Here is a 23,138-nt window from a genome sequence, read left to right on the forward strand (position 1 = left end):
TATGCCCGGTTTTTCTTAAAATTGTGGATATGAATGGAGAAGAAGAGTTGCTAATCGGACAAGTAAAAAAAGCGGCTGTCCTTTATGTAAGAAACGGTGGAATCACTCGTTTCCTGAGTTGGCTTTACTTTTCTACGTAAAACGGGTATTTCCAGATACTAGATTGGATGAAGATCTGAGTATCAAGCCATTTAAGTCAGTTGATTTGTTTATTCCTTCTCTTGGACTTGCCATTGAGTATGATGGGCTACATCCACATCGAAATAGAAGGGATAAAGATGAAGAGAAGAGTAAGAGGGTTCTTGAAAAAAATCTCTCTCTTTTGCGAATTCGAGAAGAAGGACTGCCAGAATTCACTTTTTCTCATTCAAATTTAAAGATATATTCGTACAAAAGAACTGGGGAACCATCAGTTAATGAATATATAAAAGCCGTTCTTCTATTTCTCGGAGCAGATAAACTAATTATAGACGAAGTAGATGTCCTTAAAGATACTATTCCAATACTAAGGCAACTTTCTCCAGTAAAAGTAAATAACAGTTTACAAGATTTGTTTCCGGAGCTTGAGGGGGAATGGCATTTTGAAAGGAATGCTCCTTTTACTCCAGAACATTTTAAAGCTAAGTCAGGTTATCAAGTATGGTGGAAATGTAAAAAAAACGGCCATGACTTTGATGCTAAGATCATAAGTAGAACTAAAGGGCATGGTTGCCGCTTTTGTACTGGTAATGAAGTAACTGTAGAAAGTAGTTTAGCTTATTTGTTTCCTTCGATTGCATTAGAATGGGATTACGAAAGGAATGGTGAATTAATACCCGAAAGAATCTCTGCTCATTCTAATGAAGTGGTTTTTTGGAACTGTCCTGATTGTCATTCTTCCTATGATAATATGGTCAATGAACGTACAGGTAGAGGGGAGAATTGTCCTTACTGTGCTGGGAAACGAGTTAATGATACCAATTCTCTAGCTGTACTACGACCTAACTTAGCGAATGAATGGCATCCTACAGAGAACAAGAAACAGCCTAGTGAGATCCCATTAGGATCGCATTACTTAGCAACATGGATTTGTGAGCGTGGACATACCTATACAAGCTATGTATATTCTAGAGTAGCTGGACGAGGTTGTAAAAGATGCTATGAAGAATTTGGACGTTTTCAGCCTCATAAGGTTCCATTTGAAAAGAGTATTGCTAAAAAGAAACCGTATTTATTAAAATTATGGGACTATGAAATGAATGAATTTTCTCCGGAGGAAACTGGGGCTTACGCTAGAGAATTAGTTTGGTGGAAATGTGCGAATGGGTGCAGTTGGCAGCAATCACCCAATGCTAGAAATAGTAGTCGTTGTAAATGTTGTCGAGTTAAGTTTTGAAATAAGATATGAAGTTAAAGAGCGGACTCAAAGCAGTTCAAGAAATTATTTTTACTAAGTATCATTATTAATGATGACGGTTGGGTGGTTACAAATAACTATTTACAGATCCAGCAGAGGAACTCACTAAGTCTAATAATGTAGTATCGATTGATCGAGATTTATTGATGAAATAGAGGGAAAAATTTAATAAAGGGGTTTATACAACTTTTTAAAAGGGCATAGTTTCATGTGCTTTTTACCATAACAATTTCAAAAAAAGTTGATCACAAATCAGATCAACTTTTTTGAAATTAATTTCTGTTATAAGGTTATTAACGATACGCGCTTCCTCCACCCCAAATAGAACGTCCTCCAGTGTGTCCAGTTTGTTCGTGAATTTCTTCATTGACCAGCTGGAGTTTGCCGGGTTCCTCATTATGGTGCCATGTAAAGCCTTCAGGAGTTTCTCCGTTAGCTAATACTTGTACATCAGCGTTGGAGAGTCCTAGTTCACGAACAAGGCTTGGATCTTCTTGAATTGCTTGATATAAAGTGTTATTCGCTAATTCAAAATGAACATCATCACTTTCTAAATACAACTCTTCTGCGATAACGACACTAAAATCAGATTCAAAAACAGGGAAAGTCCCTTCAACAACTTGTCCATTTGGTAAATCGACTGTTTTTTCAACAAATGGTACACCAGTTTCTGGATGCTCATACCCATTTAAACTATCGTTTATTGTATCAAGTTGTTCGGCATCAGCGATATCCGCTCCATCGATAATATCAACAACACCAACCGCTAAAGCAGATACCGCTACTACTTTCCCTAAATTTTTAAGTCCTTTTATCGTTTCTTCCTTATTTCCGCTTGTTACGCCTTTAATAGTGGTACCAGCATTTGAAGCAGTGTACTTGATAGCAGAGCCAATTCCTTTTACAGTACGTCCAGTAGAATCCTTTAAATTTTCGATCCCTTTTTGCTTATAATACTCATCTTTTTTTATTGCCCCATAAGCACTTTCTCCAACACCTTCGGCAAACTGTCCAAAATTATCCATAGCTATCTTAGATGCACTATGGACATTCCCTCCGACTTCTTCCATCCACTCACCAGCGCCTTTAAATTTAGTCCCAACCGCTTTACCGGTTAATTTAACCGCTCCACCTATTAGACCTCCCCCTACAGTGCCGACCCCTTTACTTACTTTCCGAAAAACCCCCATTTATATGTACCTCCTAAACTATCGTCATAGAACTTTTATACTAGCTAATTACCATTTTACTATTTTTTGGATTATATTTTAAAATTTTGTTTATTTATTTTTCCTTTAACTTTTAAAAAGTTATTAACTAAAGAGAAAACGGTATTAAACGTTAATATATTATAGACGAATCACATATTTTCGTGGATAATGTAGCATATGAGTTAAATATATAAAGGAAAAAAAGTGAAGTTTGTTTAATAGAAAGGAGCATATTATGTATCGTATTGGTCAATTTATCGCCTTTTTATGGCGACATAAAGAGTATACCGTTATTACTATCGCTTTTTTTGTTGTAATGACGTACTTAGAGAAAGCATTACATTTTGATCTCTCTTTATCTATTTTCTTTATGATAGTATTTCTAGTTTGGGTGATAGCTGCAGCTCGAACTCAAAAAATAAGAGAGGACTCGTTTACTGAACGATTAACCTTCCGCTATATCCAATTTTACAAAGAAAATTTCAAGCGATTTTTTGGAGGGGTGAAGTGAGATGCAAAGCCAAAATAAATATGAGTCGGAACCATTTGAAGAAAAAAGTAGGGAAGAAGGATATATCTCGGAATTAGAGAACCAACCTGTTTATTTAATGTCAGCAACATGGATAGATCGGCTAGTTCATGTTCCTTTCATTTGGTTAGGGGAAAATCCTTTTGTACTAATTGCCTTAACCCTTTCGATTATTTTATCTTTATTTCTTCCGATTCCCTTTTACATATTAGTAGTAGGACTTAGTTTGTTAGGTTGGATTGCACAGAAAGTTCTTCCTTTTGAATCCGCAATTCCACCTTATCTCCTTTCTTATAACCATGCAGCGAAATATGGTCATGAAGAATTATGGGAGCTATCTGAAAATGGTTTAGACGAAGCAAGGGATTCCTTACAAGCGGAGCTAGACAAAAGAGATAGGGATATAGAAGAATACCAAACAAAACAAAATCAATCTCCGTCACAATCATATGTAACGGAAGAGTTGAATTCTTCAAACGGAATTGGAAATGTCGTTGATATGGTAAGTAATATCGGTGACACAGTAGGTTCTATTTCTGATCGTTTTGACGCTCTTGGTGCTGTTATGGAAGGGGATATCGGAGCGATTAGTGATTTATTTGCAAAAGGGGAAAAAGAAGAAGAAAGTGCTGCAGGTTATCAGCAAGCTCAAGGATATGAAAATTCAGCCGAACCTTCTACCTTCCGTCCGGCTCCACTTACGAGAGAAGAACGCCAATCCATATATACGGAATCTATGAAAGAATTGCACAGCATGATTGGATTAGAAGAAGTGAAACAGGAAGTTAAAAATATCATTCTTGAAATCAAAGCGAACCGAAAATTAGAAAGGGAAGGGATTTCCCCAGATAAAAACACCATGCACATGATTTTCTCCGGTCCTCCGGGAACAGGGAAAACAGAAACCGCAAGATTAATTGCTAAAATCCTACAAGCCACAGGTTATCTTGAAACAGGACAACTTATTGAAGCTCAAAGAGGGGATTTAGTTGCAGAATATCAAGGACAGACCGCTAAAAAGGTAATGGACAAATTTGAAGAAGCTAAAGGTGGAGTGCTTTTCATAGATGAGGCTTACGCGTTGAAAAATGGAGAGAATGATCAATTCGGACAGGAAGCGATTGATACCATCATCAAGTGCATGGAAGATTATCGAAAAGAAATGGTGGTCATTCTTGCCGGTTATGATGCGGAAATGAATAAATTAATGAAAGCCAATCCGGGATTCACAAGCCGTATTGCTTATAAATTCCGCTTTGTTGATTATACTCCAGAACAGCTTTCTAAATTGGCCATGCTTTATATTGGCAAACGTGGTTACGAAGGTTCACATCTTCAATCGCTTATCGAAAAAGCTATTTCCTCTAAAGTGAAGAATGGAGCGATTGACGGAAACGGTAGATGGGTTCGAAATTTCGTTGATAAGGTAGAAAAACACCACAAAATAATGATTGCTAATAATCAGATTGCTGATGTACGGAAAATTCATTCGACTACGATTGAGTTAGCAATTAAAGAAATGAGAGATTAAAAGGGGGACACCGCTTTATGCGATTGTTTTTGATGATCGGCTTACTAGTCGTGGGGTTGATAGCATTTATAACCACTCATAATATTTGGTATTTCATCGTTCCTGCCTTCATTTATGCCATAACGATGTTTCGACCAAAAAAGAATTCAGCCTCAGTTGTTACAGAAAAAACGGAAATACAAGAAGAAGAAAAGAATTTGTGGGAAGGCTACGACCAAGCCTTTCCCCATTCTACTTCTTCTCCTTCGTTAGAAGTTGAGGAAGAGGACTATGTGTTTGAAGATAAAGAGGACACAGAGGATGACCTTTTTGACGATGTAGAAGATGATTTTGGCTTAGATGATACCCTATTTGATGATATTGATTCGGAGTTGTCCGAGTTGGATAAGGAACTAGAAGAGGAATTTTTTTCGCCTGCTCAACAGGTAGCAGCAACTACGGAAGAAAAGGTTGGACAGGATTTTGAATTAGATTTCCTTGAACCTCAAAAGGTTGAAACTCCAATATCTGACGATGTATTAGATGAATTAGTGTATCAGCCAGAAACAGAAGAGAAACAAACGATGGATGAATTTGATGAACTATTTTTTGAAGAGGATGTATCTAATTCTCCTTCAACGGTAGTAGAGGTAGAGGAAGATCCTGACCTTTTACCAGAAGAAGAATGGGGATTACAAGATGTAGACCATGATGATATTGATTTATTCATTCCAGATAATTTTGTGAAAGAGGAAAAAGGAGAAAAAGGTTTAGAAGAGATTAAACAAAAGGCTTTATCAGAGCTGAATCAATTAATCGGTATGGATGATTTAAAAGAAGAGGTACTACGTGTTGTTAAATTTCTAGAAATCGAAAAAAAGAAAGAAAAAGCGGGAAAGAAAACAAAACCAGTTACGCTCCATATGGTCTTTAAAGGAGATGCTGGAACAGGAAAAACAACAGTTGCTCGTATTATCGCTGACCTTCTAAAAGGTGTAGGTGTGTTAGAGAGCGGTCACTATATCGAGACTGATCGGAGCGGTTTAGTCGCTTCTTATGTAGGTCAAACAGCTGAAAAAACAAAAGAATTGGTTCAGCAAGCAATGGGGGGAGTTCTCTTTATTGATGAAGCGTACGCTCTTGCTAGTGGTGGGCCACAAGACTTTGGACAGGAAGCGATAGACACCTTAATACCAGAGCTAGAAAATCATCGAGATAAATTTGTTTGTATTTTAGCTGGGTATGAGGAAGATATGCAGCGTTTATTTGAGAAAAATCAAGGCTTTGAATCAAGGGTTCGATATCATTTCGACTTCCCTAATTATAGTATTGATGAATTAATGGAATTAGCTAAGCTGATGATGAAAGGTTTAGATATGAAACCAACACTGAAAGCTCAAGAAAAGCTACGTATTTTACTAGAGGAAAAGGCGAGATATGACGGACACGTAAAAGGGAACGGAAGAACAGTACGAAATATCATTGATGCTATCCATGTAAATCAAAACAATCGCATTTCTGATATGAACATTGATGATTTCGAAACAGTTTTACCAGAGGATATTCCAACCGAATAGAATTGAAAGGAAAAGTGTAGAGGACATCCCCTACACTTTTTTAATATAGCCCTGCATTGACCACTTTTTCTCCAACATCCTTGATAGCCAACTTTACATATTGCATAAAGCCATTGAGTGTTTTTGGATCCTCGATTTTTTTAGCATACTTTACTCCAAATAAAGGGCAGTTACCGAATGAATTAGCAACTATAAAACTAGCCGAATCCGAATTCTGATAGACCGGTTCACGATTAAGCAATGCGTAGATTTCTTCTTTCTTATAAGGATTAGAAGAATCGTAGAATCGCTCTTTTTCCTCTTTGGTTAGTCTGAATTGAAACTCCGTAAAATCTACCACACAATCTTCTCCTAGAGCCACTCCATGAGCAGGTGTTTTTTTGTGAACAATCGATTTATCATAATGAACAGACAAATAGGAGGCAATTAGATTAGAAGAAGCGTGACAACACCACGGAAATCGATTTAACTTTCCCTTATTTTGAATATTAAAGTATTGATAGAGATAATAAGTATATTCTTTACCAACAGAATCACAAAATTCCTTAATTGTTTCCATTTATCAACCCTCCTTAATAACTAGAAATCACTATACCATAAAGACTACTAATCTACATTAGCCACTAAGAATAACGTAAAATTGAAGTTAAAATATTAATAGAAATATATTAATAAAGGAGGGGAGAATCATGGTTGATTTACCCACACTCTTTTTCATAATGACTTTTGTATTTATTGCGGTCATAGTTTCTGCAATGAATGGAGGTATAATCTTTATCCGGTCATTTTTTACCGGAATGATGAAACTATCCTTATTTTGTTTTATTGCTGTGGTATTTGTTAGCCGAGTTTCTCCTAGTGTTACCTTCAATTTTATTAATCAATCAAATGAAATCAATCAAGATTATGCTTATAAATCTATTCAGGATATCGCTGATCATCCAGAAGGTGCGGAAAAGTACGTCATTCAATTAGAGAAGTTCATCGAAAGTACACAAGATATCGTAAGTGGTGAGTCTTTTAAGAGCATGACTTATAAGTATTAATGAATTAAATTTCACCTACCGCATTTTATTAATAAAAAGAGACCTCTAAAACCAGTCAGTAAGGGGATTGTTGATGTTTAATATTTTTAATTAATGAAAATATATAGTTTTAATCGAAGAAAGGACATTTCATTATTTCCTTTTTAAATGGTTTATGTATAATGAATAATGTTATTAAAAGCTTATATATTATATTTGTAAGTTGGTAAAAAGATATTTATTGTTTTTGTAAGATTGATTTTTTAAAAAAGAACAAAAAGAAAGCCTTTGTTCTCGAAGGGGGAAGAGTACAGAATGCTCGAAGAACCAGTGAAAATCGAATATCAGGAGGATAGAGATAAGGAGAAACAGAGAAAGAAAGAAAAGAAAAAGGGATACAAAAATCTAAATCTCCTTATCATCATTGGAATTATTATTGCTTTCTTTTTAGGTTCATTTGTCGGACCAAGTATCGATCACTTTCAAAGTATCTTTCGCCATGATTATCGGACAGATAGTACCGTAAGCGGATTGCAATTCTCTAATGTAGATGAAAAGTATTTTCCTAAAACCATCAAGACCGAGGATTACGGTGGAATCTTAACTACCTTTGTACCTCTTCATTTAGATAAGTTTCACGCAGGCGAGACGATTGAAGGAAAGATTTTCATGGGTAATATTACAAAAGGTGACCTAGAAGTGAAATTAGAATCCGTAGGGCCTGTTAAGGTTCTATTCGATGAAAGTAAAGTTGGAGAAAAAGTTATTATTCCTTCTGGAAAGCAGACTTATATCCCGATAGTGTTACAAGCACCTTCTAAAAAGGTGAAAGAATATGAACTAACGATATTAAATCTATCGTTTATTAATAAAGAAAATGTAAAAGTACAAGTCCCAATTGATGTTGAGGCACCAAGGATTATTCCACCGTTAAAACCAGACAGTGATTCATTTATCGCTCAATTTCAATTTCTTTACGCACTGTTTGTTTTTTACACTTACGATTACCTACCATTCCTTTTATTGATCGTAGGATTAATTTTTGTCGGTAGCATTGTATTTTTGAAAAAGAGAAAGAGAGGGAAAGAAAATGATGAAAAAACGTACAAGCAAATGGAACAAAGTGCTTAATTCAAAAAAAATAGTGGTGACAGGTTTTGTCGCGGGTATGCTGATTAGTGGAACAGCAGCTTTTGCGAATACCGCAAACATTCCAGCCACCGTTACAATTGAAAATACCCCAATATTAGCTGCAGCCGTAACACCAGAAACATTGAATTTCAATATGCAACGTGGAGCGTGGGATACAAAATCTATTACAATCGAATCAACTGGTGATATTCCTTTCACCCCTGAAATTACTTACACATCCGCTAGTGCTTCTGAATTTGACGGAGCTGGAGCAAATATTACTTCTAGTGACAAAGTGATTTTAAAAAGCGGAAATGGCTCTATTTATGATTTCTCTTCTCCAGAGGCATATAAGCCAAATGGAGATTTAAAAATGAACGCAGGGCAAACAATAAATGCTGATATCAGCGTGGGGGCAGGACAAAATGTTCCAGAAGGAATTTCAGCGGGTCCAGCCTTTAATGTAGAAGTTAACCTTATTCCATAACGAATTATATGAAAGACTGATAGAAGCTTCTATCGGTCTTTTTTTATACTTTTATCTATCAGAAAATACCAATGTCTATTATAAAAATGGACATAAACATATAAAAGTTTTTTCTGTATATGAAATAATAATATACGGGATTAAAAAGGCGAAATGAAACAATAGGAGGATTTTTAGTGAAGAAATTAGTAATCGGACTAACAGCATTAGGGTTATGTTTTCCTCTATCTGCTTGTGGAACAGCTGAAAAAGGAGGGTTTTCCTTTCCACCAGTAGCATTTGATGAATTAAAAGAAGAAAATATGATTGATATCGCCCACACTTTACTAAAGAAAAAGGAAGAAGAATTATGGGATGAAGGCTATAATAACCGTGGAATCCAAGAGCTTAAAAAATTGAAACAAGAATTGTATTTTGATGATGCAGAATCAATCACAGATATTTCAACCTATTATCGTGATTACAGCGAACATTTGAATAACTACTCTGATTATGAACAGTCTTTTTCAGATGAATCAGTAGAAAAAAAGAAAGATGAATTTATCTATCATGGGGATGTGCTAGTGACAGGTCAATTACTGTCTACCAATGAACCAGCCGAATCTTTGGACCGATATACCCTTACTATTGCTTATGATGAAACAAGCAAAGCCTATAAGATTAAAAAAGAAACATGGGAAGATGTTTATGCTAAATAGAATTTTTATTTGGACCATCCTAAAAGTAGGGTGGTTTTTTGCTATCAAACTCTCATTTCTCCAAATCAATTTCACGTTATAGACTAAAGAAGAAGGGAAATGAAAGGAGAACCTATGAAGAAACAAACATTTATTCAGTACAACTTATTCGATATTTATACTGGCATGGATTATCAGTCCCTACATATTCGTATTATTCAAGAACAGGTAGTGGATGAGATAGGACAGACCCTAGCCTTCAAGGTGATTAAATCCAATCATATTCAACATCAAAGTCAGATCCGCTTAAATATCAAGGTGAGTCAACATTACACTTTAACCCTTCAACAAGTAGATGAATTTTTAACACTACCAACCTTATTTGAGATTGACGTTACAATCTTAAAGTCAATTTCCGCTTGAGCCTTCTTCGGTAGGCTCTTTTTTTATTTTTTCTTCGTTATTCATTTAGGCTTTAACTCGCTTTACGCTCACCAATTTCGTAGCAGAACGTTTAGAAGATGTTACAGCTGCTTTCACAAAATCTTTAGCTGTCTCTTTACTAGTTTTTCTTTTACTCATTTGTATACGCTCCTTACCAATGATTGATTACTTGGTAGCAGTTTGGACGAAATTTTCAGAATTTAAACCAATCAATTATCTATTTATCTGTCGTATAATCATATTAAAATGGTCTCTAGACTAGGGGGGTATCCAATGATACGTAATGATCGCGATAAAATAGCTAAAGAGATTGCAACTGAGAATGAGATAAAATTCATTCAAGCACAAAACATAATAGATTTATTTTTAAAATTAGCCTACGAAGAAGGCTATATTGTTATAAAAGCAAAACAATTTCACGGGGAGAAATATGAAGAATACGGTAGGTCACTTCGGACTAATATGACAAAAAATGTTCAAGAAGAAGGGACTCAAAATATATCAGAGGAACCCAATGATGATGTTTAAGTTGAATACCTTAATTTAAAAACCATTATCCTATTGTGAGGAATGTTTTTTTGTTCTATCTTTCTATTTATCTCATATACTTTTGGAAAAGTGGAGAATCGGAAAAGTGACCATGAGATAAATGAAAGGTGGAATATCAATGAGTTTAAATCCATTCTTTTCAGAAAAGAAGATACCTGAAAGAAAGCCAGTAGTTATTAATTCACCAGTGAATCCCGCTCAATCTAAAAAATCTATCAAACCTCGGAAGACACGTTCCGATAAAACTCATAACCTCAAATTTCCTGTCACACCGGTTGAACACATGGAGTTAAGGACTACTTGTAAACAAGTCTCAAATCTATATAAACAGCTTAAAAACGACGATCTTACCCAAACGAAGTTTAATACCTATCTTTTAAATTACGCGCTTAAAAACCTTGCTATTGTGAACTGGAATCGTCCTTATCAAGACAGCAAGAAGTATATGCACGTAACTCCCTTAGAAACGATCTATCAAGATATTGGCGGTCCTCATGGACTTGCTATCCAAAAAGGAATTTCAGAACGCAAAGTTACCTTTTATTTAGTCTTATCCGCTTTGAAATTTATAAAAGGAGATGGTGATTATGCAAAAATCTTTTAGTCGCCTTAATCTCCTTCGACAATCCTATCTTTCACCTTTCAAAAAAGGTATTTCTCAGTGGTTGCAGCTAGATATTGCAAATCTAACTTTATCAGTGCCTTATTATGATTATTTGCGTGGACAAGTCTTTATAGATGATATAAAAACGGTTTATGAAGAATGTCCGGATTCCTTTGACTTGGCTGCTTTATTGTCTTTGTTACATGATGACTTTTTGTATCACACGAAAAAAGGCTCCAGAAACCATCAGCAAACCGCTCAATATCTGTGCTATGGACAAAGGCAGTACCTAGCCTACCAAACCGTGACAAAACGTGAAAAGCAGACCTTAAAACGGGTAAACGAACACACTTTTGTCATGAGCTTTGAAGAAGAGGAAGAAATAGAGGAAAAAGAAGACCGGGACCTAGCTGAAATTACCATTAGGTTAAAAGAAAGCAAAATTCAAAGAACAGAGATCCTTTTATACGATGTTTCCCCCTATATGAATGACCAAGTGATTACCGTAGAGGATATGCTGGTGATTGTGTATCTCGATTTTATAGAGAAAGTAAAACAAGAAGGGAATAATGATAAGGTCATGAAGTCCATTTTAAGAGGGTTGGAGTTTTATAAAATGAATTAAGGCTCTTGCTCAATGAGAGAAGGAGCCTTTGCTATGCAAAAAAACTAGGAACATAAAGTTGTTAACGGACATTTCAACGTTGCCATACATTTTTCCTTGTGTTAAAAATGAGGTATTCCCTATTAAATAGGATCTAAAAGGAGATACATATAAACATGAACAAAACTGAACTTATTAATCAAGTTGCTGAAACAAGCGAATTATCTAAAAAAGATGCTTCTAAAGCGGTAGATGCAGTATTTGATTCTATCCTAAATGCTTTAAAAGATGGCGATAAAGTACAGCTAATTGGATTTGGAAATTTCGAAGTCCGTGAAAGAGCTGCTAGAAAAGGTAGAAATCCACAAACAGGACAAGAAATTGAAATCGCTGCTTCCAAAGTTCCTGCGTTTTCACCGGGAAAAGCCTTGAAAGATGCAGTAAAAAATTCATAAAAATGAAGGGTGTCTATTACAGACACTCTTTTTTTGTAAGGAAAAATATGTTACTAATAAAGATAACATAATATTTTATTAAAGGAGGGCAGAGGATGGAACAGAAGAAAAAGGAAAAAACATATGATGAAACCAATCTAATCAAGATAGAAGGGCAAGGGAGAACGAAAGAAGATATATGTTTATCCTATCTAGAATTCATCAATAGTGGTTTTTCTCTCACCATTGAAGAAATAGCTTCCTATCTTCGGTGTACGTATCAATATGTACTGGATAAAATCGTTCCAGAAGTTCCGCATATCCGTATTACAGAAGTCAGCAAGCTGATGTTATTCAAATATGCAATCGAACACGATTTGGATGAAGAAATCTCTTCGTTATTTGTTAAAAGAATATTGTTTCATAGGGGAGAATTTCAACGATATGTTTGTAATAGCGCGGAATCTGTTATTTCATTCAAGCGATTCTATGAAAGGGATTTTGAAGCGGAAGTCGTTTTACAGATGAAACAGAAACTTGCGATTTTGAATCAAAAAAGCACAGGGAAATCCATTACATTCGAGAAATACATGCAACGAGTGATGGATAGCTTTATGTGGAGACATTTCAAGAATGAGCCGATAACGAAACCCAAAATAGATATCTTTCCACCCCAACTATTCAGTCAGCGTGATTTGATGAATATTTTTGGTGTGAATCATAAAGTAGAGTTTTATAGACATTTAGATACATTAGGAATTAATAAGGTAAAATTGAACAATTTGGTACGTTATCGAGTAGACGAGGTGGAAGAAACATTTCAAGCACGAATGTACATTACTGCTTTCCTTCATTTGAAAAATAAACACGGAGAAGAATATATGACGGTCATACAAAAGAGGGCATTAGAGCTGTTGGATTAACAGTTCTTTTTTTGCTTAAAAATATATATTAATAATAAGGGTAACATATCTTTATAAAAGGTAAGGTTATTAACCTTTTCCCTTCGTTTATTATGCGGTTGCCCCGCGCTCGATTTTTCCTTCATCTAAAATAGCATCACATTGTTCGATCATAATGGATAAATGTTTCAACATATCTACATCATGTGGTTCTTGTAGCTTATTTCCCTTTGTATCTGTATAGACTCGGATTACGGGACGTTGAGGGAAGTTATCGTTATAACCAACCACGACTCCTTTTTCTCCAGTATTTAATGTTACAGTTACTCCAATAGGGTATAATGCAACAGATTTAATAAAAGCATCAAGTATCTTCTTATCATATCTTTTATAACAATAACCCCAAAGAACTTCCATCGCCTCATGAGGGAGCAGGGCCTTTTTTTCTCTTCTATTTCTCATAAGAGAATCAAACATATCTGCTACTCCTATTATTTTAGCGAATAAATGAATTTCCTTATCTTTCAAACCCCTCGGATAACCAGAACCATCTATGTTTTCATGGTGTTGGTAGGCACAGTGGGAGATAAGCAAATGCAATTCTCGTTCTTTACGAAGCAGTTCAAATCCTAATTCCGCATGAGTTCTCATAGTCGCCTTTTCTTCTTCAGTGAATTTAGCTTTTTTATGTAGGAGATCGCGTTCTAACTTTATTTTCCCTATATCATGGAATATAGCCCCTAACCCTAATACATACATATCATCTTCGTTAATGTAGAGCTGTCTTGCTATTGCTAGAGAATAAATACTCACATTCATGGAATGTTCGAACAAGTAATCGGAGTTGGCTTGTAAGTGAGTTAACAAATTTAATAAGTGAGCGTTGTATTTCATTTCTTTTACTAGTTGCCCGTACACTAATTTGAATTCTCTCAACAACTTACCATGAGTAGCTGCTGCTACTTTACTGTTTAAATCGCTACTTAGGCTATTAAACACCTTTACCATTGATTTTGTGGTTTCAAACCGTAAAGTATGAGGGACATCATCATTTTTAATTATTCCTTCAGTTAAGTCAGTTTGGGCGTATATATGACTAATCCCTTTGCTTTTTAAACGGTTTAATATACTATCCGTTAAAGTTGCCCCTTCATTTAATAAAACTCTATTTTGGTCATCATAAATGGGTTTGGCTATTTTTAATCCAGCTTCGCAATTGTAAATTGACACAAGTCTCATAGAGGTTTCAACCTCCCTTTTTTATATTTTTCATTTGTTTAATTATAATATATAGAGTTTTAAAAACGAAATAGTATTTTTATACTTGGACATTAATTTATTGTGTTTTATTATTTTACTATTTATAATGAAGAACATGATAAAGATTTGAGAAGGTGAATTATTAATGAATATTCCAATGAAACATTTACTTACAAATAGCGAAACGCAACAAATCCTTCAATGGCAAAGAGATATGTTAGACCAACCGGTGACCGAAAAAATATTAATTTATCAGCCCCTTTTATTTGATATACAATGCGTGTTAAATCACGCGATGGAACGTTATAGACAAATGGATGAAGAAGTAAAGCGAGAGTTGGAGGGTTATGTATCAAATCTAGTTTCAGTGAATCCGTTCGATGAAACGATTGAAGCAGATTTTTCTGAACAAACCCAGATCTATAAAAACATTTCTTTGTTATTGGATAAGGAAGAGAAAAAATTCCAACTAGTAAAGGAGAAAAGGAGGGAAGAAGGTTGTCACATCTAAGGTTAGTCCATTCAAAATCAAACATAGAAATTCCTGTTCGTCACGAACCACCTACATTACATAAAGGGAAAACATGCCGAAAGAATTGTACATTCTTTAATGATGACTTAGGTAAATGTACCATGTTTGCCGGTGTCGATTATGATGACCCAAAAGTAGCAAACCGTTGTTTAGAATTTACCGATGTAACTAGACTTCAAAGTTATTATCAAGACTACTCTGATAGCTTAGATGAAACTATAAAAAAAGAAGAATGGGAAAGTGGAGACACACAAATATTCTTAGAAAAAGATTTGTTAGAACTTGTTGACTCAGAGGAAAATCATCAACAGTTTAGTTCTTACCCTTTTGAACCAGATATCCGTTTAGATAATCGTTTTATAGATTTACAGTGGCATATATCCGAGGATTTATCGTATGGCTGCTGGATTCAAAATAAATGTAAAATTACCGATAATCTACGCCTAAAAGGTAATTTAGTTGTAGTTGATAAAGAAAAACACGCATTTAAGTCGGCTATCCCTGTATTTGATCATAAAGCTTCTAGAAGTCTTCAAAGTAGAATGGTATGGGTAGTGGACGAAAAAGGATACGGTCAATATGGAGTAGCAATCGGTGACTCTATTCACATACTAGAAAGGGGTTAGTCTATGGAATTTTCTTTCCTTGTCATACTAATTGTAATAAGTGCCATCGTTACGATGTTTACCAAAAGTTTTAAATTTGCGGGATTAGTATTAGTCGGATATTTCGTTGTCAAATGGCTTATTAATTGGGTAGGAAGTTGGCTTCCTTGGATTTGATAAACATAAAAATTTTAAATAATTAGCGAAAAAGTTTTATTAAAAGTCTTAAAACGTGTGTATGTCGTAGCTATAATATAGATATAAGGTTAATTGATTTATATTTTTTATTTAGTAGACCAAAGGAAAAGGTCGGGCAACTTAATAATCAGGGAGCGTTCTTTCGGAACCGTTATTGAAGGCACTTTAGGTGTTTCTTCTATTAATCGTTTCGTAAGGACGCTTTTTTGATTCCAAAAAAATTTTTCAGTACAGAAAGGGAGTTTCAAATGTTAATTGTAAAAAACACAGAGAAAGCACCAAAAAGTCCTACATTCATCGGTACGTTATTCGCTCATTTACTATTCTTCGTATTTGCGATTTGGTTTGGAAAACGAGCATTAGCAAGTGGCTGGGAGATTGATCAACTTATTTTAGGTATCGGGTTCTACTGGCTATTATTTGTCGGTTATCGTATCTATCGTAGGATCAGAATTAAACAGAAGCAAAAAGAGGCTTCATATGAATACAAAGCCATTTTTTAATGAAAATATTAAAAAATCTTATTTAAAAGGGAAACGCAAGAAGAAAAAAATCATACTTTATAAAGGAAGGTAATCAAACATGAAAACTATCATTCAAACAATCTTAAAAGGGAAAGAAGCAGCACGTAAGGAGCAATTAAATAAACTAGTTGCTACTGGAGATAAACATTTAGTGATGTTCAACCGCTTCAATCAAGCGAAAGAAGTAAAAGAAGGACAAGGTTGGCCGGTAAAACAAGGTGATGTATTCGCGGTTTATAATGGTCAAACTGAATTTGTAGGAACCGTACAAGCGAGTGGTCAGCTAGTAAACAATAACTATTAAATAAAAGATCCACACTTCTTCAAGAGGTGTGGTTTTTTTATTGGAATGAAAAGGAGAGAAAAGGATGAAATATACAAACCTTATTAAAGAAGATATAATTGGACCTCAAACATGGATTGGTCAGGTTATTGCTGTTAAACAAGGAAAGATTCTCTTACAAGACCGCTCCGAGAAAGCGTGGGTAGAAGTTGGAAAGCATTATAGATACATCAAAGAGGGAGAGGTTTTAGTCCTCCAAGTTCAGAAAGGAGTAAGCATCCTTGCTACTCATATCCTAAAAGCAAAGAAAATTGCTTAGTTTTCAGCGGTGAAAAGGAGGATTTTTAATTCTTTCTTCTAATTATAAGTAGGTACAATCACTTAATTATTAGGAAGGAAGTAGACATTATGGCTTACGAAGATAGAAAAGATGTGCAATTAAACATAGACGATATCCTTGAGAACAATTATTTAATTGCTGATTTGATGTTAGTACCAGACCTTAGAGAAAGATTGAAAAATGCTACATCTGAGGACTTTGAAAAGCTAATAGCATATTTCGAGGATAAAGATAATGTAGAAGCATTTGCATTTGTCCTAAGCGATCATTATGAAAACTATCTTAAAACCAAGTCTAAGAGGACATACGATTTTAAAATGATGATTGATTCACTTCTAGAGATAGCAGGGTGGGGAGCATACGCTATTTTGATGGAAGCTGCTTATCAACTTTTATATAACTATAAAAAACAGGACAAGGCAGTAGAACAATTCATCAAAGCACTGGAGAGTTATCGAATTGATGGTGTATTAGATTTAGCAACCCATTACCCGGAAAGATTTAATGAAGAGCAAAAGAAGTTAATTGAACGGGGAAGAAATGAAGTAAGGCGTAATGCTATTCCAGTGTTGTCCGAAAATGAAGTTTCATCTTCAGTAATTGCTGAAGCATTAGGAATGACAATAGAAGAAGTAAAAGAAGTGCTAGAGAATTAATTTTTTCTGTAAAAGCTTAAAACGTGTGTATATTGAAGGTACAATAAAGGTATAGATGATTTACTTTATTATTTTTATTAGACCTTACCTTTTAAGGTCAGACAAACTTAACAAACAATAATGAGCGTTCTTTTTGAATGATGGATAGAGTTTCCCCTTTTTCCTTCGTTACTGAAAGAACGTAAAAAATACGGTCTTAAAGGCGCTCGTCGTGCACCTCAGTTCTCAAAACGTTAATTATCAATGTTTCAAAGGCTCTCAACCGATTTGGTTGGGGGTCTTTTTTATGTCTGAAAAGTGCTTTTGACCACACTTTGACCACGAAAATATTTTTGACCACATCTGACCACATCTCATAACTCAATATATCTTTGAAACTTTTGTGCAGTTTGCTCTTTTAGCGTATCTGTTACGTGTGTATAGATGTTCATCGTCATTTGTATATCAGAGTGGCCTAACCGCTCCTGAACCTCTTTTATACTGGCTCCTGCTTCGAATAAAAGGGAAGCATGAGTATGACGTAAACCATGTATTGTAATTTTGTGTAGGTTATGTTTTTTGATTAAAGCGGCCAGCTTTTCGTTTGGATAGGCTAACCGCATCGGAGAGCCATCATCCCTGTCAAAAACCACCTTGTTATTATTCAAATAACCTTTCCCGGCTAAATAAGCTTCATTTTGCTTTATACGCCATTTATTAAGCAGAGAGAGGGTTAGAGGATCCAAGCTAATTAAACGCTTAGATTCCCTTGTTTTGGACGTTTGGAAGATGAATTTACCATCATGATGAAATAACGTTTTGTTTAACCGTATGGAGCCAGCTTCGAAATCAATATCATCCCATGTAAGGGCTAAAATTTCTCCCTTGCGTGCACCGGTATAGATTAACAGATGAAAAAGTACATGATCTCGAAAATCTAATTCATGTTTCGTTATTGAAAGGAAATTACGTATCTCATCCTTTTTCCAATAATTCCGCTCATCCGTTTCATTATCCTCATTAATAATTTCATTTTGCTGTCTTGGTATGGTGACATGCTCTAATGGATTCCTTTCAATAATCTCCATTTTTAAAGCATATTTGAATACTTGGTTAGCCTGTATTTTTATGTCATTTACCGATTTAATTAATTGAGCGATTTCATTGATCATTTTTTGGCAATATGGTCTTGTTATTTCTTTTATTTTCAATTTGCTGAAGCGGGGCAATATATGCCTATTGAATTTGGATTCAATGGCTTTCTTTGTGCTTAATTTAATCGTTTTCGAATGATTGGAAAACCATTGATCGTATACATTCTGAAAAGTCAGGTTGTCATTCTTTATTGATCTTCCGCTCGCTATTTCTTGTTCAAGCTTGGCAGCAGCTATTTGTGCTTCTTTTTTGGTTTTAAAGCCCCTTCGGGTTGTAGTTTGTCTTTTTCCTGTTTCGGGATTAATTCCAGTGTCCGTCTTAAATAACCACATTTGACCTTGTTTGGTTGTGTATTTTTGAAATGATGCCATTTTTTCACCTCATTTAACCGTTTTTCTTATTAGCGTAAATTTCACATAAGTTATTTAAGTTCATATCTAATGTGGGTTTGTGCTCTAGATATAGTTTTATACATTCATAAGGTGTTGAAGGGTCTTGCCCGTAATTATACTTAAATCCCATTTTCATACTAAAAATAAAATCCACAACTTGGAATAGATGCTCAAATGTTTTAGATGTTTCTCTTACATCTGTTGCTTCTAGTTCATCCCCAATGATTATAGTCAACTGGTTAATGATGTCTTCTGCTTTTTTCCTAATATCAGGAGTAGCTTGTTTCAGTAGATCTTCAAGCAGGCTAAAATCCCTTTGGAAACCATATTGATCTGATGTTCTTATGTCTTGTTTTCCGGTTAAATAATCGACGCTTACATCGAAGAAATCAGCCAATGCTAAAAAGGTTGAAACATTCGGTTCCCGGTCTTCCCGCTCGTAATTTCCTAATGTAGTAAAGGGAATATTCAACTTGTCGGCTAAGTCTCTTAAAGTCATATTCTTTTCCCTTCGTAACGTTCTAATTCGTTCTCCAAACATAATTTATCAACCTCCAATGAGTAATTACAAATCAATATTACACATAATGAATACAAATATCAACTTGAATTTCTCAAAACGGGATGATATTGTTTATTTGTACCCAATATGAGTAATTAGGAGATGTTTAAAAGATGAAATGTACAAAACTAATAAAACAAGAGCATCACCTGAAAATTGACAGTAAAAAAATTAAACTTGCTCGAGCGGAAATGGGGTGGACAATCACTAAATTGGCTGATGTATCTGGTGTAAATAGAAAAACCATTGGTGAAATCGAAAAGGGGACTAAAAAAAAGGTACGGTTTTCTACAATCAAACAGATTGCTGAAAACCTAAATAAAGAAGTAGAGGATCTTTGTACTCAAGTTGAAAAAGGGGGATAAATAAATGAATATAAAGCTAGAATTCCCAGAAGAAACGCTAATCATAAATCGGACAGATTTAAAAAATGCATTACAGGAGCTTCTAATGGAATTACAAGAAGAAAACGGGCATGATCAAATATTAACCATAAAAGAAGCTGCCGATTATTTAAAGGTCAGTGTACCCACAATTCGAAACATGATTTCAAGCAAAGAAATTCCTTTTTTTCAAAGAGGGCAAATCATTCGTTTAAATCGCTGGGATGTACAGAAATGGTTGCGAAATAATTCTGGCTGAAGCGGGTGAAGTGTGATGTTAGGATGGGTTAAGCTTTATCGGGATTTATTGCATAAGCCTATTTGGATAGAATCCACACCGGAACAAAAAACCATTCTAATAACACTTCTTTTGATGGTTAATCATCAAGAAAAACAATGGGAATGGCAAGGGGAACCTTATAACGTTACCGCTGGCCAGGTAATTACAAGCTTGGAATCCATTGTTGAAAAATGCGGTAAGGGGATTTCAATTCAAAACGTAAGAACTGCAATAAAGCGGTTTGAAAAATTCGGTTTTCTAACAAATGAATCAACAAACAAAAATAGGCTTATAACCATTAATAATTGGGAGGATTATCAGAATAATGGAGATGGATTAACAAGCAACTTAACAGGCGGCCAACAATCAATTAACAATCGACTAACAACTAACAAGAATGATAAAAAATTAAAGAATGATAAAGAAGTAAAAGATTCTTATTGTCGCAAGTCAAAAACTTACGACGAAAAAAGCATACCGTATCAATTAGCATTAAGACTTTTAAATAACATTAGGGAAAATAATCCGGGATTTAAAGAACCAAATCTTCAAAAATGGTCGGATGACTTTCGTTTAATGATAGAAAGGGACAATCGTTTACCAGAAGAAATATCCACCGTGATTGATTGGTGTCAGCAAGATTCCTTTTGGAAGACAAATATACTTTCTCCATCAAAATTAAGAAAACAGTATGATCAATTGGTTCTGAAAATTCAAACAAGCAGAAATGTAATAAGGAAAAAGAGCCAACAGCATTTTTCATTAGATCGCCCTAGTCATTGGGAAGAACCAAAACCAATTACAAAAGATGAATTTGAGAAAATGAAAGAATGGGAAGATGAACTCCCATTTTAGGAGGTTAAACTATGAGAGTTGCGAGTAGCTTTCTACCTGAGGATGAGAATAACATTTACAAAAAGGCTGTTTTTAGACTCATGCCAGAATTAGAAGGGCATGAGCTAGAAGCGGATTTTCTTAAAAAACTTGTATGCCCGCAGTGTGGACAAGAAAGTGCATCCGCTTTGGTTTACCGCCTAAATAATAATGACAGTTGGAAGCAGTTAGGTGAAACATTCAAATGTTGTAGATGTAGGGATAGGGATATGCTTAATCTTTCTATGGAAAAAGGTTTAAAGGAGCAAAGTCAGCTCATATCTGAAAGGCTTATGAACGACTATTTTCTTCTCCCCGAAAAATTAAAGGGTTCAGGTTTTAAGGATTACCATGAAACTAATCCCGTTACTACTGTTGCAAAACAAAGGGCAATTTCCTATGTGAAAACATTTTTAGCTTCCGAACAAGATCGCTACAACCTTTTAATTCAAGGCAATCCGGGAACAGGAAAAACACATTTGTGTGTAGCTATTGCCAGAACGCTAAAAGAAAAAGGTTTTATAGTTGGGTTTTTAACCACAGGACAATTACTTTCAAAAATTAAATCTACGTATAACAAAGCATCTATCATAACAGAAGAAAATATCTTTAAGGATTTAAAAAAGCTAGATTTATTGATTTTGGATGACTTGGGTGCGGAAGCATCGGGAGGAAATGATGATTGGAGAAAGAGTATAATTTTTGAAATAGTAGAAAGTCGGAGTGGTAAACCGACAATCTACACGAGTAATTTGACGGATCAAGACTTACCTATGGTCGTAGGAGAAAGAGTCTTTAGCCGTCTATACGATAATACAAAATTCATTGACTTATTTACAGAAGATTACCGAAAAAAACTTCGGATAAAATAATTATTTCGTGGAGGGATTGAGAATGAAGGACAACAAAACAAGGCAAAAGTTTATTGAATTAAGAGCGAAAGGGATCAGCTTTAGTAAAATTGCCAAGGAACTTAACGTATCGAAGTCAACGCTTATTGCGTGGTCAAAGGAACATCTCATGGAAATAGAAAATATGAAGGCAGTTGAAATTGAATCGTTACAGGAGCAATTTTATATGACAAAAAAAGCCCGTATCGAATTATTAGGACGGCAAGTTGAGCGCATGAAAAAGGAACTTGAAAATAGAGACTTTTCAGATGTCCCGTCGGACAAATTGTTAGATACGTTAAATAAAACGCTAATCCAGTTAAAGAATGATGAAATAGAAATCACTTTCAGAGGGGAGGGCGATACGTTGGAGGATTTAGTAAGCACTATGAATACAGTTACATGGAAACCATAACAAATCCAAAATCAGCCCAAAATAGATATAAGGGTGATATTTCATAGAACAGTTCGAACGAGACGTACAGGAGTGTGGGAGGTCGGGGGTTAGTCACCCCCTCCTACTCAATTTCATTATGGTGTACGTTATAGTAATGTGAATGGGATGATTTTCTTTACATGTTTTCCAACAAAATATATTAAGAAAGCTTTCAGTCTATAGGAACCCATCATTTATAGCGATGTGAAACATATCTTGTGGTACAGTATTCAAGGTCAAAGATGACTTCACCGCTGCACGTTTCTGTTACTGATTCATTTTTAAAACATGCAATATCAAGTGATCTTAAACATTCGACAAAGATTGGGACGGATGCTCCAGGACTGACTGTAGCGACTATTGCTGAACCTGCAATATCAGTGACGCGGACTTCCATGGAACAGCCGCTAGCCGAATTGCCTGTGTTCTTTATCACAATCAACCCGCTAAAATCAAGGTTCGAACGGCTGGTAAAATGGTTGTAATAATTACAATCGCAGGGTTGTGAGATAGGGCCGCAATGTTTAAAGCATCTTAGTTCTTCTTCCTTTCTGCAGAAATCAAATCCTTTGATTTCTTCTGGGCAGAGTTTATGATCATCATTACAATTGTCTTTGGGAATATCATCAGATTCACCTAGCATCATTTCGAAAATATTGGAATCACCATTAAATTCTTCACAACCATCCCATTTGCACTTGTGTTTTTCA

General features: G+C 35.1%; 32 protein-coding genes and 1 pseudogene. 27 read left to right on the forward strand and 6 right to left on the reverse strand.

Going from position 1 to position 23,138, the window contains the following annotated elements:
* The first annotated feature begins 163 nt into the window (after positions 1-163).
* Complete coding sequence (locus CWS20_RS25835) at positions 164-1,375, forward strand: zinc-ribbon domain-containing protein (RefSeq protein ID WP_158237041.1); 1,212 nt, start codon at positions 164-166, stop codon at positions 1,373-1,375.
* Between the two features lie 314 nt (positions 1,376-1,689).
* On the opposite strand, the gene CWS20_RS25840 is transcribed toward CWS20_RS25835, so the two are convergent.
* Positions 1,690-2,586 (reverse strand): HNH endonuclease, encoded by an 897-nt coding sequence (locus tag CWS20_RS25840; protein WP_101226431.1) that lies wholly within the window; start codon positions 2,584-2,586, stop codon positions 1,690-1,692.
* Positions 2,587-2,842: 256 nt separating this feature from the next.
* On the opposite strand from CWS20_RS25840, the gene CWS20_RS25845 reads away from it, so the two are divergent.
* From CWS20_RS25845 to CWS20_RS25855, 3 genes are read left to right on the forward strand one after another with little or no spacing between them, the layout of a single operon-like run.
* Complete coding sequence (locus tag CWS20_RS25845) at positions 2,843-3,118, forward strand: hypothetical protein (RefSeq protein ID WP_101226432.1); 276 nt, start codon at positions 2,843-2,845, stop codon at positions 3,116-3,118.
* 1 nt (position 3,119) lies between these two features.
* Positions 3,120-4,667, forward strand: a complete 1,548-nt coding sequence (locus CWS20_RS25850) for an AAA family ATPase (RefSeq protein ID WP_101226433.1) — start codon at positions 3,120-3,122, stop codon at positions 4,665-4,667.
* A 17-nt stretch (positions 4,668-4,684) separates the two neighbouring features.
* Complete coding sequence (locus tag CWS20_RS25855) at positions 4,685-6,223, forward strand: AAA family ATPase (protein ID WP_101226434.1); 1,539 nt, start codon at positions 4,685-4,687, stop codon at positions 6,221-6,223.
* 40 nt (positions 6,224-6,263) lie between these two features.
* On the opposite strand, the gene CWS20_RS25860 is transcribed toward CWS20_RS25855, so the two are convergent.
* Complete coding sequence (locus CWS20_RS25860; protein ID WP_101226435.1) at positions 6,264-6,782, reverse strand: hypothetical protein; 519 nt, start codon at positions 6,780-6,782, stop codon at positions 6,264-6,266.
* 130 nt (positions 6,783-6,912) lie between these two features.
* On the opposite strand from CWS20_RS25860, the gene CWS20_RS25865 reads away from it, so the two are divergent.
* The 10 genes from CWS20_RS25865 (at position 6,913) to CWS20_RS25910 (ending at position 13,101) form a co-directional block, all read left to right on the forward strand.
* Positions 6,913-7,269: a hypothetical protein gene (locus tag CWS20_RS25865; RefSeq protein ID WP_101226436.1), complete on the forward strand. Its 357-nt coding sequence runs from the start codon at positions 6,913-6,915 to the stop codon at positions 7,267-7,269.
* 294 nt (positions 7,270-7,563) lie between these two features.
* Positions 7,564-8,379, forward strand: a complete 816-nt coding sequence (locus CWS20_RS25870; protein ID WP_101226437.1) for a hypothetical protein — start codon at positions 7,564-7,566, stop codon at positions 8,377-8,379.
* Positions 8,339-8,866 carry a hypothetical protein gene (locus CWS20_RS25875; protein WP_101226438.1) on the forward strand — a complete coding sequence of 176 codons (528 nt, stop codon included), beginning with the start codon at positions 8,339-8,341 and terminating at the stop codon, positions 8,864-8,866. The genes CWS20_RS25870 and CWS20_RS25875 overlap by 41 nt, the downstream gene beginning before the upstream one ends.
* A gap of 176 nt (positions 8,867-9,042) precedes the next feature.
* Positions 9,043-9,564, forward strand: coding sequence for an LptM family lipoprotein (locus CWS20_RS25880; protein WP_101226439.1), 522 nt, complete (start codon positions 9,043-9,045; stop codon positions 9,562-9,564).
* Between the two features lie 114 nt (positions 9,565-9,678).
* Complete coding sequence (locus CWS20_RS25885) at positions 9,679-9,966, forward strand: hypothetical protein (RefSeq protein ID WP_101226440.1); 288 nt, start codon at positions 9,679-9,681, stop codon at positions 9,964-9,966.
* A gap of 294 nt (positions 9,967-10,260) precedes the next feature.
* Positions 10,261-10,515 (forward strand): hypothetical protein, encoded by a 255-nt coding sequence (locus CWS20_RS25890; RefSeq protein ID WP_101226441.1) that lies wholly within the window; start codon positions 10,261-10,263, stop codon positions 10,513-10,515.
* A gap of 139 nt (positions 10,516-10,654) precedes the next feature.
* Positions 10,655-11,140, forward strand: coding sequence for a hypothetical protein (locus CWS20_RS25895; RefSeq protein WP_101226442.1), 486 nt, complete (start codon positions 10,655-10,657; stop codon positions 11,138-11,140).
* Positions 11,124-11,765, forward strand: a complete 642-nt coding sequence (locus CWS20_RS25900) for a hypothetical protein (protein ID WP_101226443.1) — start codon at positions 11,124-11,126, stop codon at positions 11,763-11,765. The genes CWS20_RS25895 and CWS20_RS25900 overlap by 17 nt, the downstream gene beginning before the upstream one ends.
* A 155-nt stretch (positions 11,766-11,920) precedes the next feature.
* Positions 11,921-12,199, forward strand: a complete 279-nt coding sequence (locus CWS20_RS25905; protein ID WP_072502031.1) for an HU family DNA-binding protein — start codon at positions 11,921-11,923, stop codon at positions 12,197-12,199.
* A gap of 95 nt (positions 12,200-12,294) precedes the next feature.
* Positions 12,295-13,101 (forward strand): hypothetical protein, encoded by an 807-nt coding sequence (locus tag CWS20_RS25910; protein WP_101226444.1) that lies wholly within the window; start codon positions 12,295-12,297, stop codon positions 13,099-13,101.
* A gap of 90 nt (positions 13,102-13,191) precedes the next feature.
* On the opposite strand, the gene CWS20_RS25915 is transcribed toward CWS20_RS25910, so the two are convergent.
* Complete coding sequence (locus tag CWS20_RS25915) at positions 13,192-14,319, reverse strand: HD-GYP domain-containing protein (protein WP_101226445.1); 1,128 nt, start codon at positions 14,317-14,319, stop codon at positions 13,192-13,194.
* A gap of 166 nt (positions 14,320-14,485) precedes the next feature.
* On the opposite strand from CWS20_RS25915, the gene CWS20_RS25920 reads away from it, so the two are divergent.
* The 8 genes and pseudogenes from CWS20_RS25920 to rpsI all read left to right on the forward strand — a co-directional run.
* Positions 14,486-14,851 carry a hypothetical protein gene (locus tag CWS20_RS25920; protein WP_101226446.1) on the forward strand — a complete coding sequence of 122 codons (366 nt, stop codon included), beginning with the start codon at positions 14,486-14,488 and terminating at the stop codon, positions 14,849-14,851.
* Positions 14,839-15,498, forward strand: coding sequence for a hypothetical protein (locus CWS20_RS25925; RefSeq protein WP_101226447.1), 660 nt, complete (start codon positions 14,839-14,841; stop codon positions 15,496-15,498). Before CWS20_RS25920 ends, CWS20_RS25925 begins: the two co-directional genes overlap by 13 nt.
* Before the next feature lie 3 nt (positions 15,499-15,501).
* Positions 15,502-15,654, forward strand: coding sequence for a hypothetical protein (locus CWS20_RS28280; RefSeq protein ID WP_158237042.1), 153 nt, complete (start codon positions 15,502-15,504; stop codon positions 15,652-15,654).
* Positions 15,655-15,923: 269 nt separating this feature from the next.
* Positions 15,924-16,178 (forward strand): hypothetical protein, encoded by a 255-nt coding sequence (locus tag CWS20_RS25930; RefSeq protein WP_101226448.1) that lies wholly within the window; start codon positions 15,924-15,926, stop codon positions 16,176-16,178.
* A gap of 79 nt (positions 16,179-16,257) precedes the next feature.
* Positions 16,258-16,503, forward strand: coding sequence for a hypothetical protein (locus tag CWS20_RS25935; protein ID WP_101226449.1), 246 nt, complete (start codon positions 16,258-16,260; stop codon positions 16,501-16,503).
* A 64-nt stretch (positions 16,504-16,567) separates the two neighbouring features.
* Positions 16,568-16,801: a hypothetical protein gene (locus CWS20_RS25940; protein ID WP_101226450.1), complete on the forward strand. Its 234-nt coding sequence runs from the start codon at positions 16,568-16,570 to the stop codon at positions 16,799-16,801.
* 89 nt (positions 16,802-16,890) lie between these two features.
* Positions 16,891-17,478 carry a hypothetical protein gene (locus CWS20_RS25945; protein ID WP_101226451.1) on the forward strand — a complete coding sequence of 196 codons (588 nt, stop codon included), beginning with the start codon at positions 16,891-16,893 and terminating at the stop codon, positions 17,476-17,478.
* Positions 17,479-17,649: 171 nt separating this feature from the next.
* A pseudogene (gene rpsI / locus CWS20_RS25950) lies at positions 17,650-17,715 on the forward strand (30S ribosomal protein S9); the annotation flags it as partial.
* 116 nt (positions 17,716-17,831) lie between these two features.
* Here the strand turns inward: rpsI and CWS20_RS25955 are convergent.
* Together CWS20_RS25955 and CWS20_RS25960 are read right to left on the reverse strand one after the other, a co-directional pair.
* Positions 17,832-18,983: a site-specific integrase gene (locus CWS20_RS25955; RefSeq protein ID WP_047943732.1), complete on the reverse strand. Its 1,152-nt coding sequence runs from the start codon at positions 18,981-18,983 to the stop codon at positions 17,832-17,834.
* A 13-nt stretch (positions 18,984-18,996) separates the two neighbouring features.
* Positions 18,997-19,545 (reverse strand): helix-turn-helix domain-containing protein, encoded by a 549-nt coding sequence (locus CWS20_RS25960; RefSeq protein WP_051641032.1) that lies wholly within the window; start codon positions 19,543-19,545, stop codon positions 18,997-18,999.
* Between the two features lie 134 nt (positions 19,546-19,679).
* On the opposite strand from CWS20_RS25960, the gene CWS20_RS25965 reads away from it, so the two are divergent.
* From CWS20_RS25965 to CWS20_RS25985, 5 genes are read left to right on the forward strand one after another with little or no spacing between them, the layout of a single operon-like run.
* A complete protein-coding gene (locus CWS20_RS25965; protein WP_031540231.1) occupies positions 19,680-19,931 on the forward strand; it encodes a helix-turn-helix transcriptional regulator in 252 nt (83 codons plus the stop codon).
* Between the two features lie 4 nt (positions 19,932-19,935).
* Complete coding sequence (locus CWS20_RS25970) at positions 19,936-20,208, forward strand: helix-turn-helix domain-containing protein (protein ID WP_031540233.1); 273 nt, start codon at positions 19,936-19,938, stop codon at positions 20,206-20,208.
* 15 nt (positions 20,209-20,223) lie between these two features.
* Positions 20,224-21,084: a phage replication protein O gene (locus tag CWS20_RS25975; protein ID WP_051641033.1), complete on the forward strand. Its 861-nt coding sequence runs from the start codon at positions 20,224-20,226 to the stop codon at positions 21,082-21,084.
* A gap of 11 nt (positions 21,085-21,095) precedes the next feature.
* A complete protein-coding gene (locus tag CWS20_RS25980) occupies positions 21,096-21,974 on the forward strand; it encodes an ATP-binding protein (RefSeq protein ID WP_047943733.1) in 879 nt (292 codons plus the stop codon).
* 22 nt (positions 21,975-21,996) lie between these two features.
* Positions 21,997-22,407 (forward strand): helix-turn-helix domain-containing protein, encoded by a 411-nt coding sequence (locus CWS20_RS25985; RefSeq protein WP_047943734.1) that lies wholly within the window; start codon positions 21,997-21,999, stop codon positions 22,405-22,407.
* A gap of 211 nt (positions 22,408-22,618) precedes the next feature.
* Here CWS20_RS25985 and CWS20_RS28500 read toward each other — a convergent pair.
* On the reverse strand, positions 22,619-23,138 hold a 520-nt coding region (locus CWS20_RS28500), incomplete at its 5' end, for an S-Ena type endospore appendage (protein ID WP_206605393.1).

The sequence above is a fragment of the Cytobacillus horneckiae genome (genome assembly GCF_002835735.1).
Classification (GTDB): domain Bacteria; phylum Bacillota; class Bacilli; order Bacillales; family Cytobacillaceae; genus Cytobacillus; species Cytobacillus horneckiae.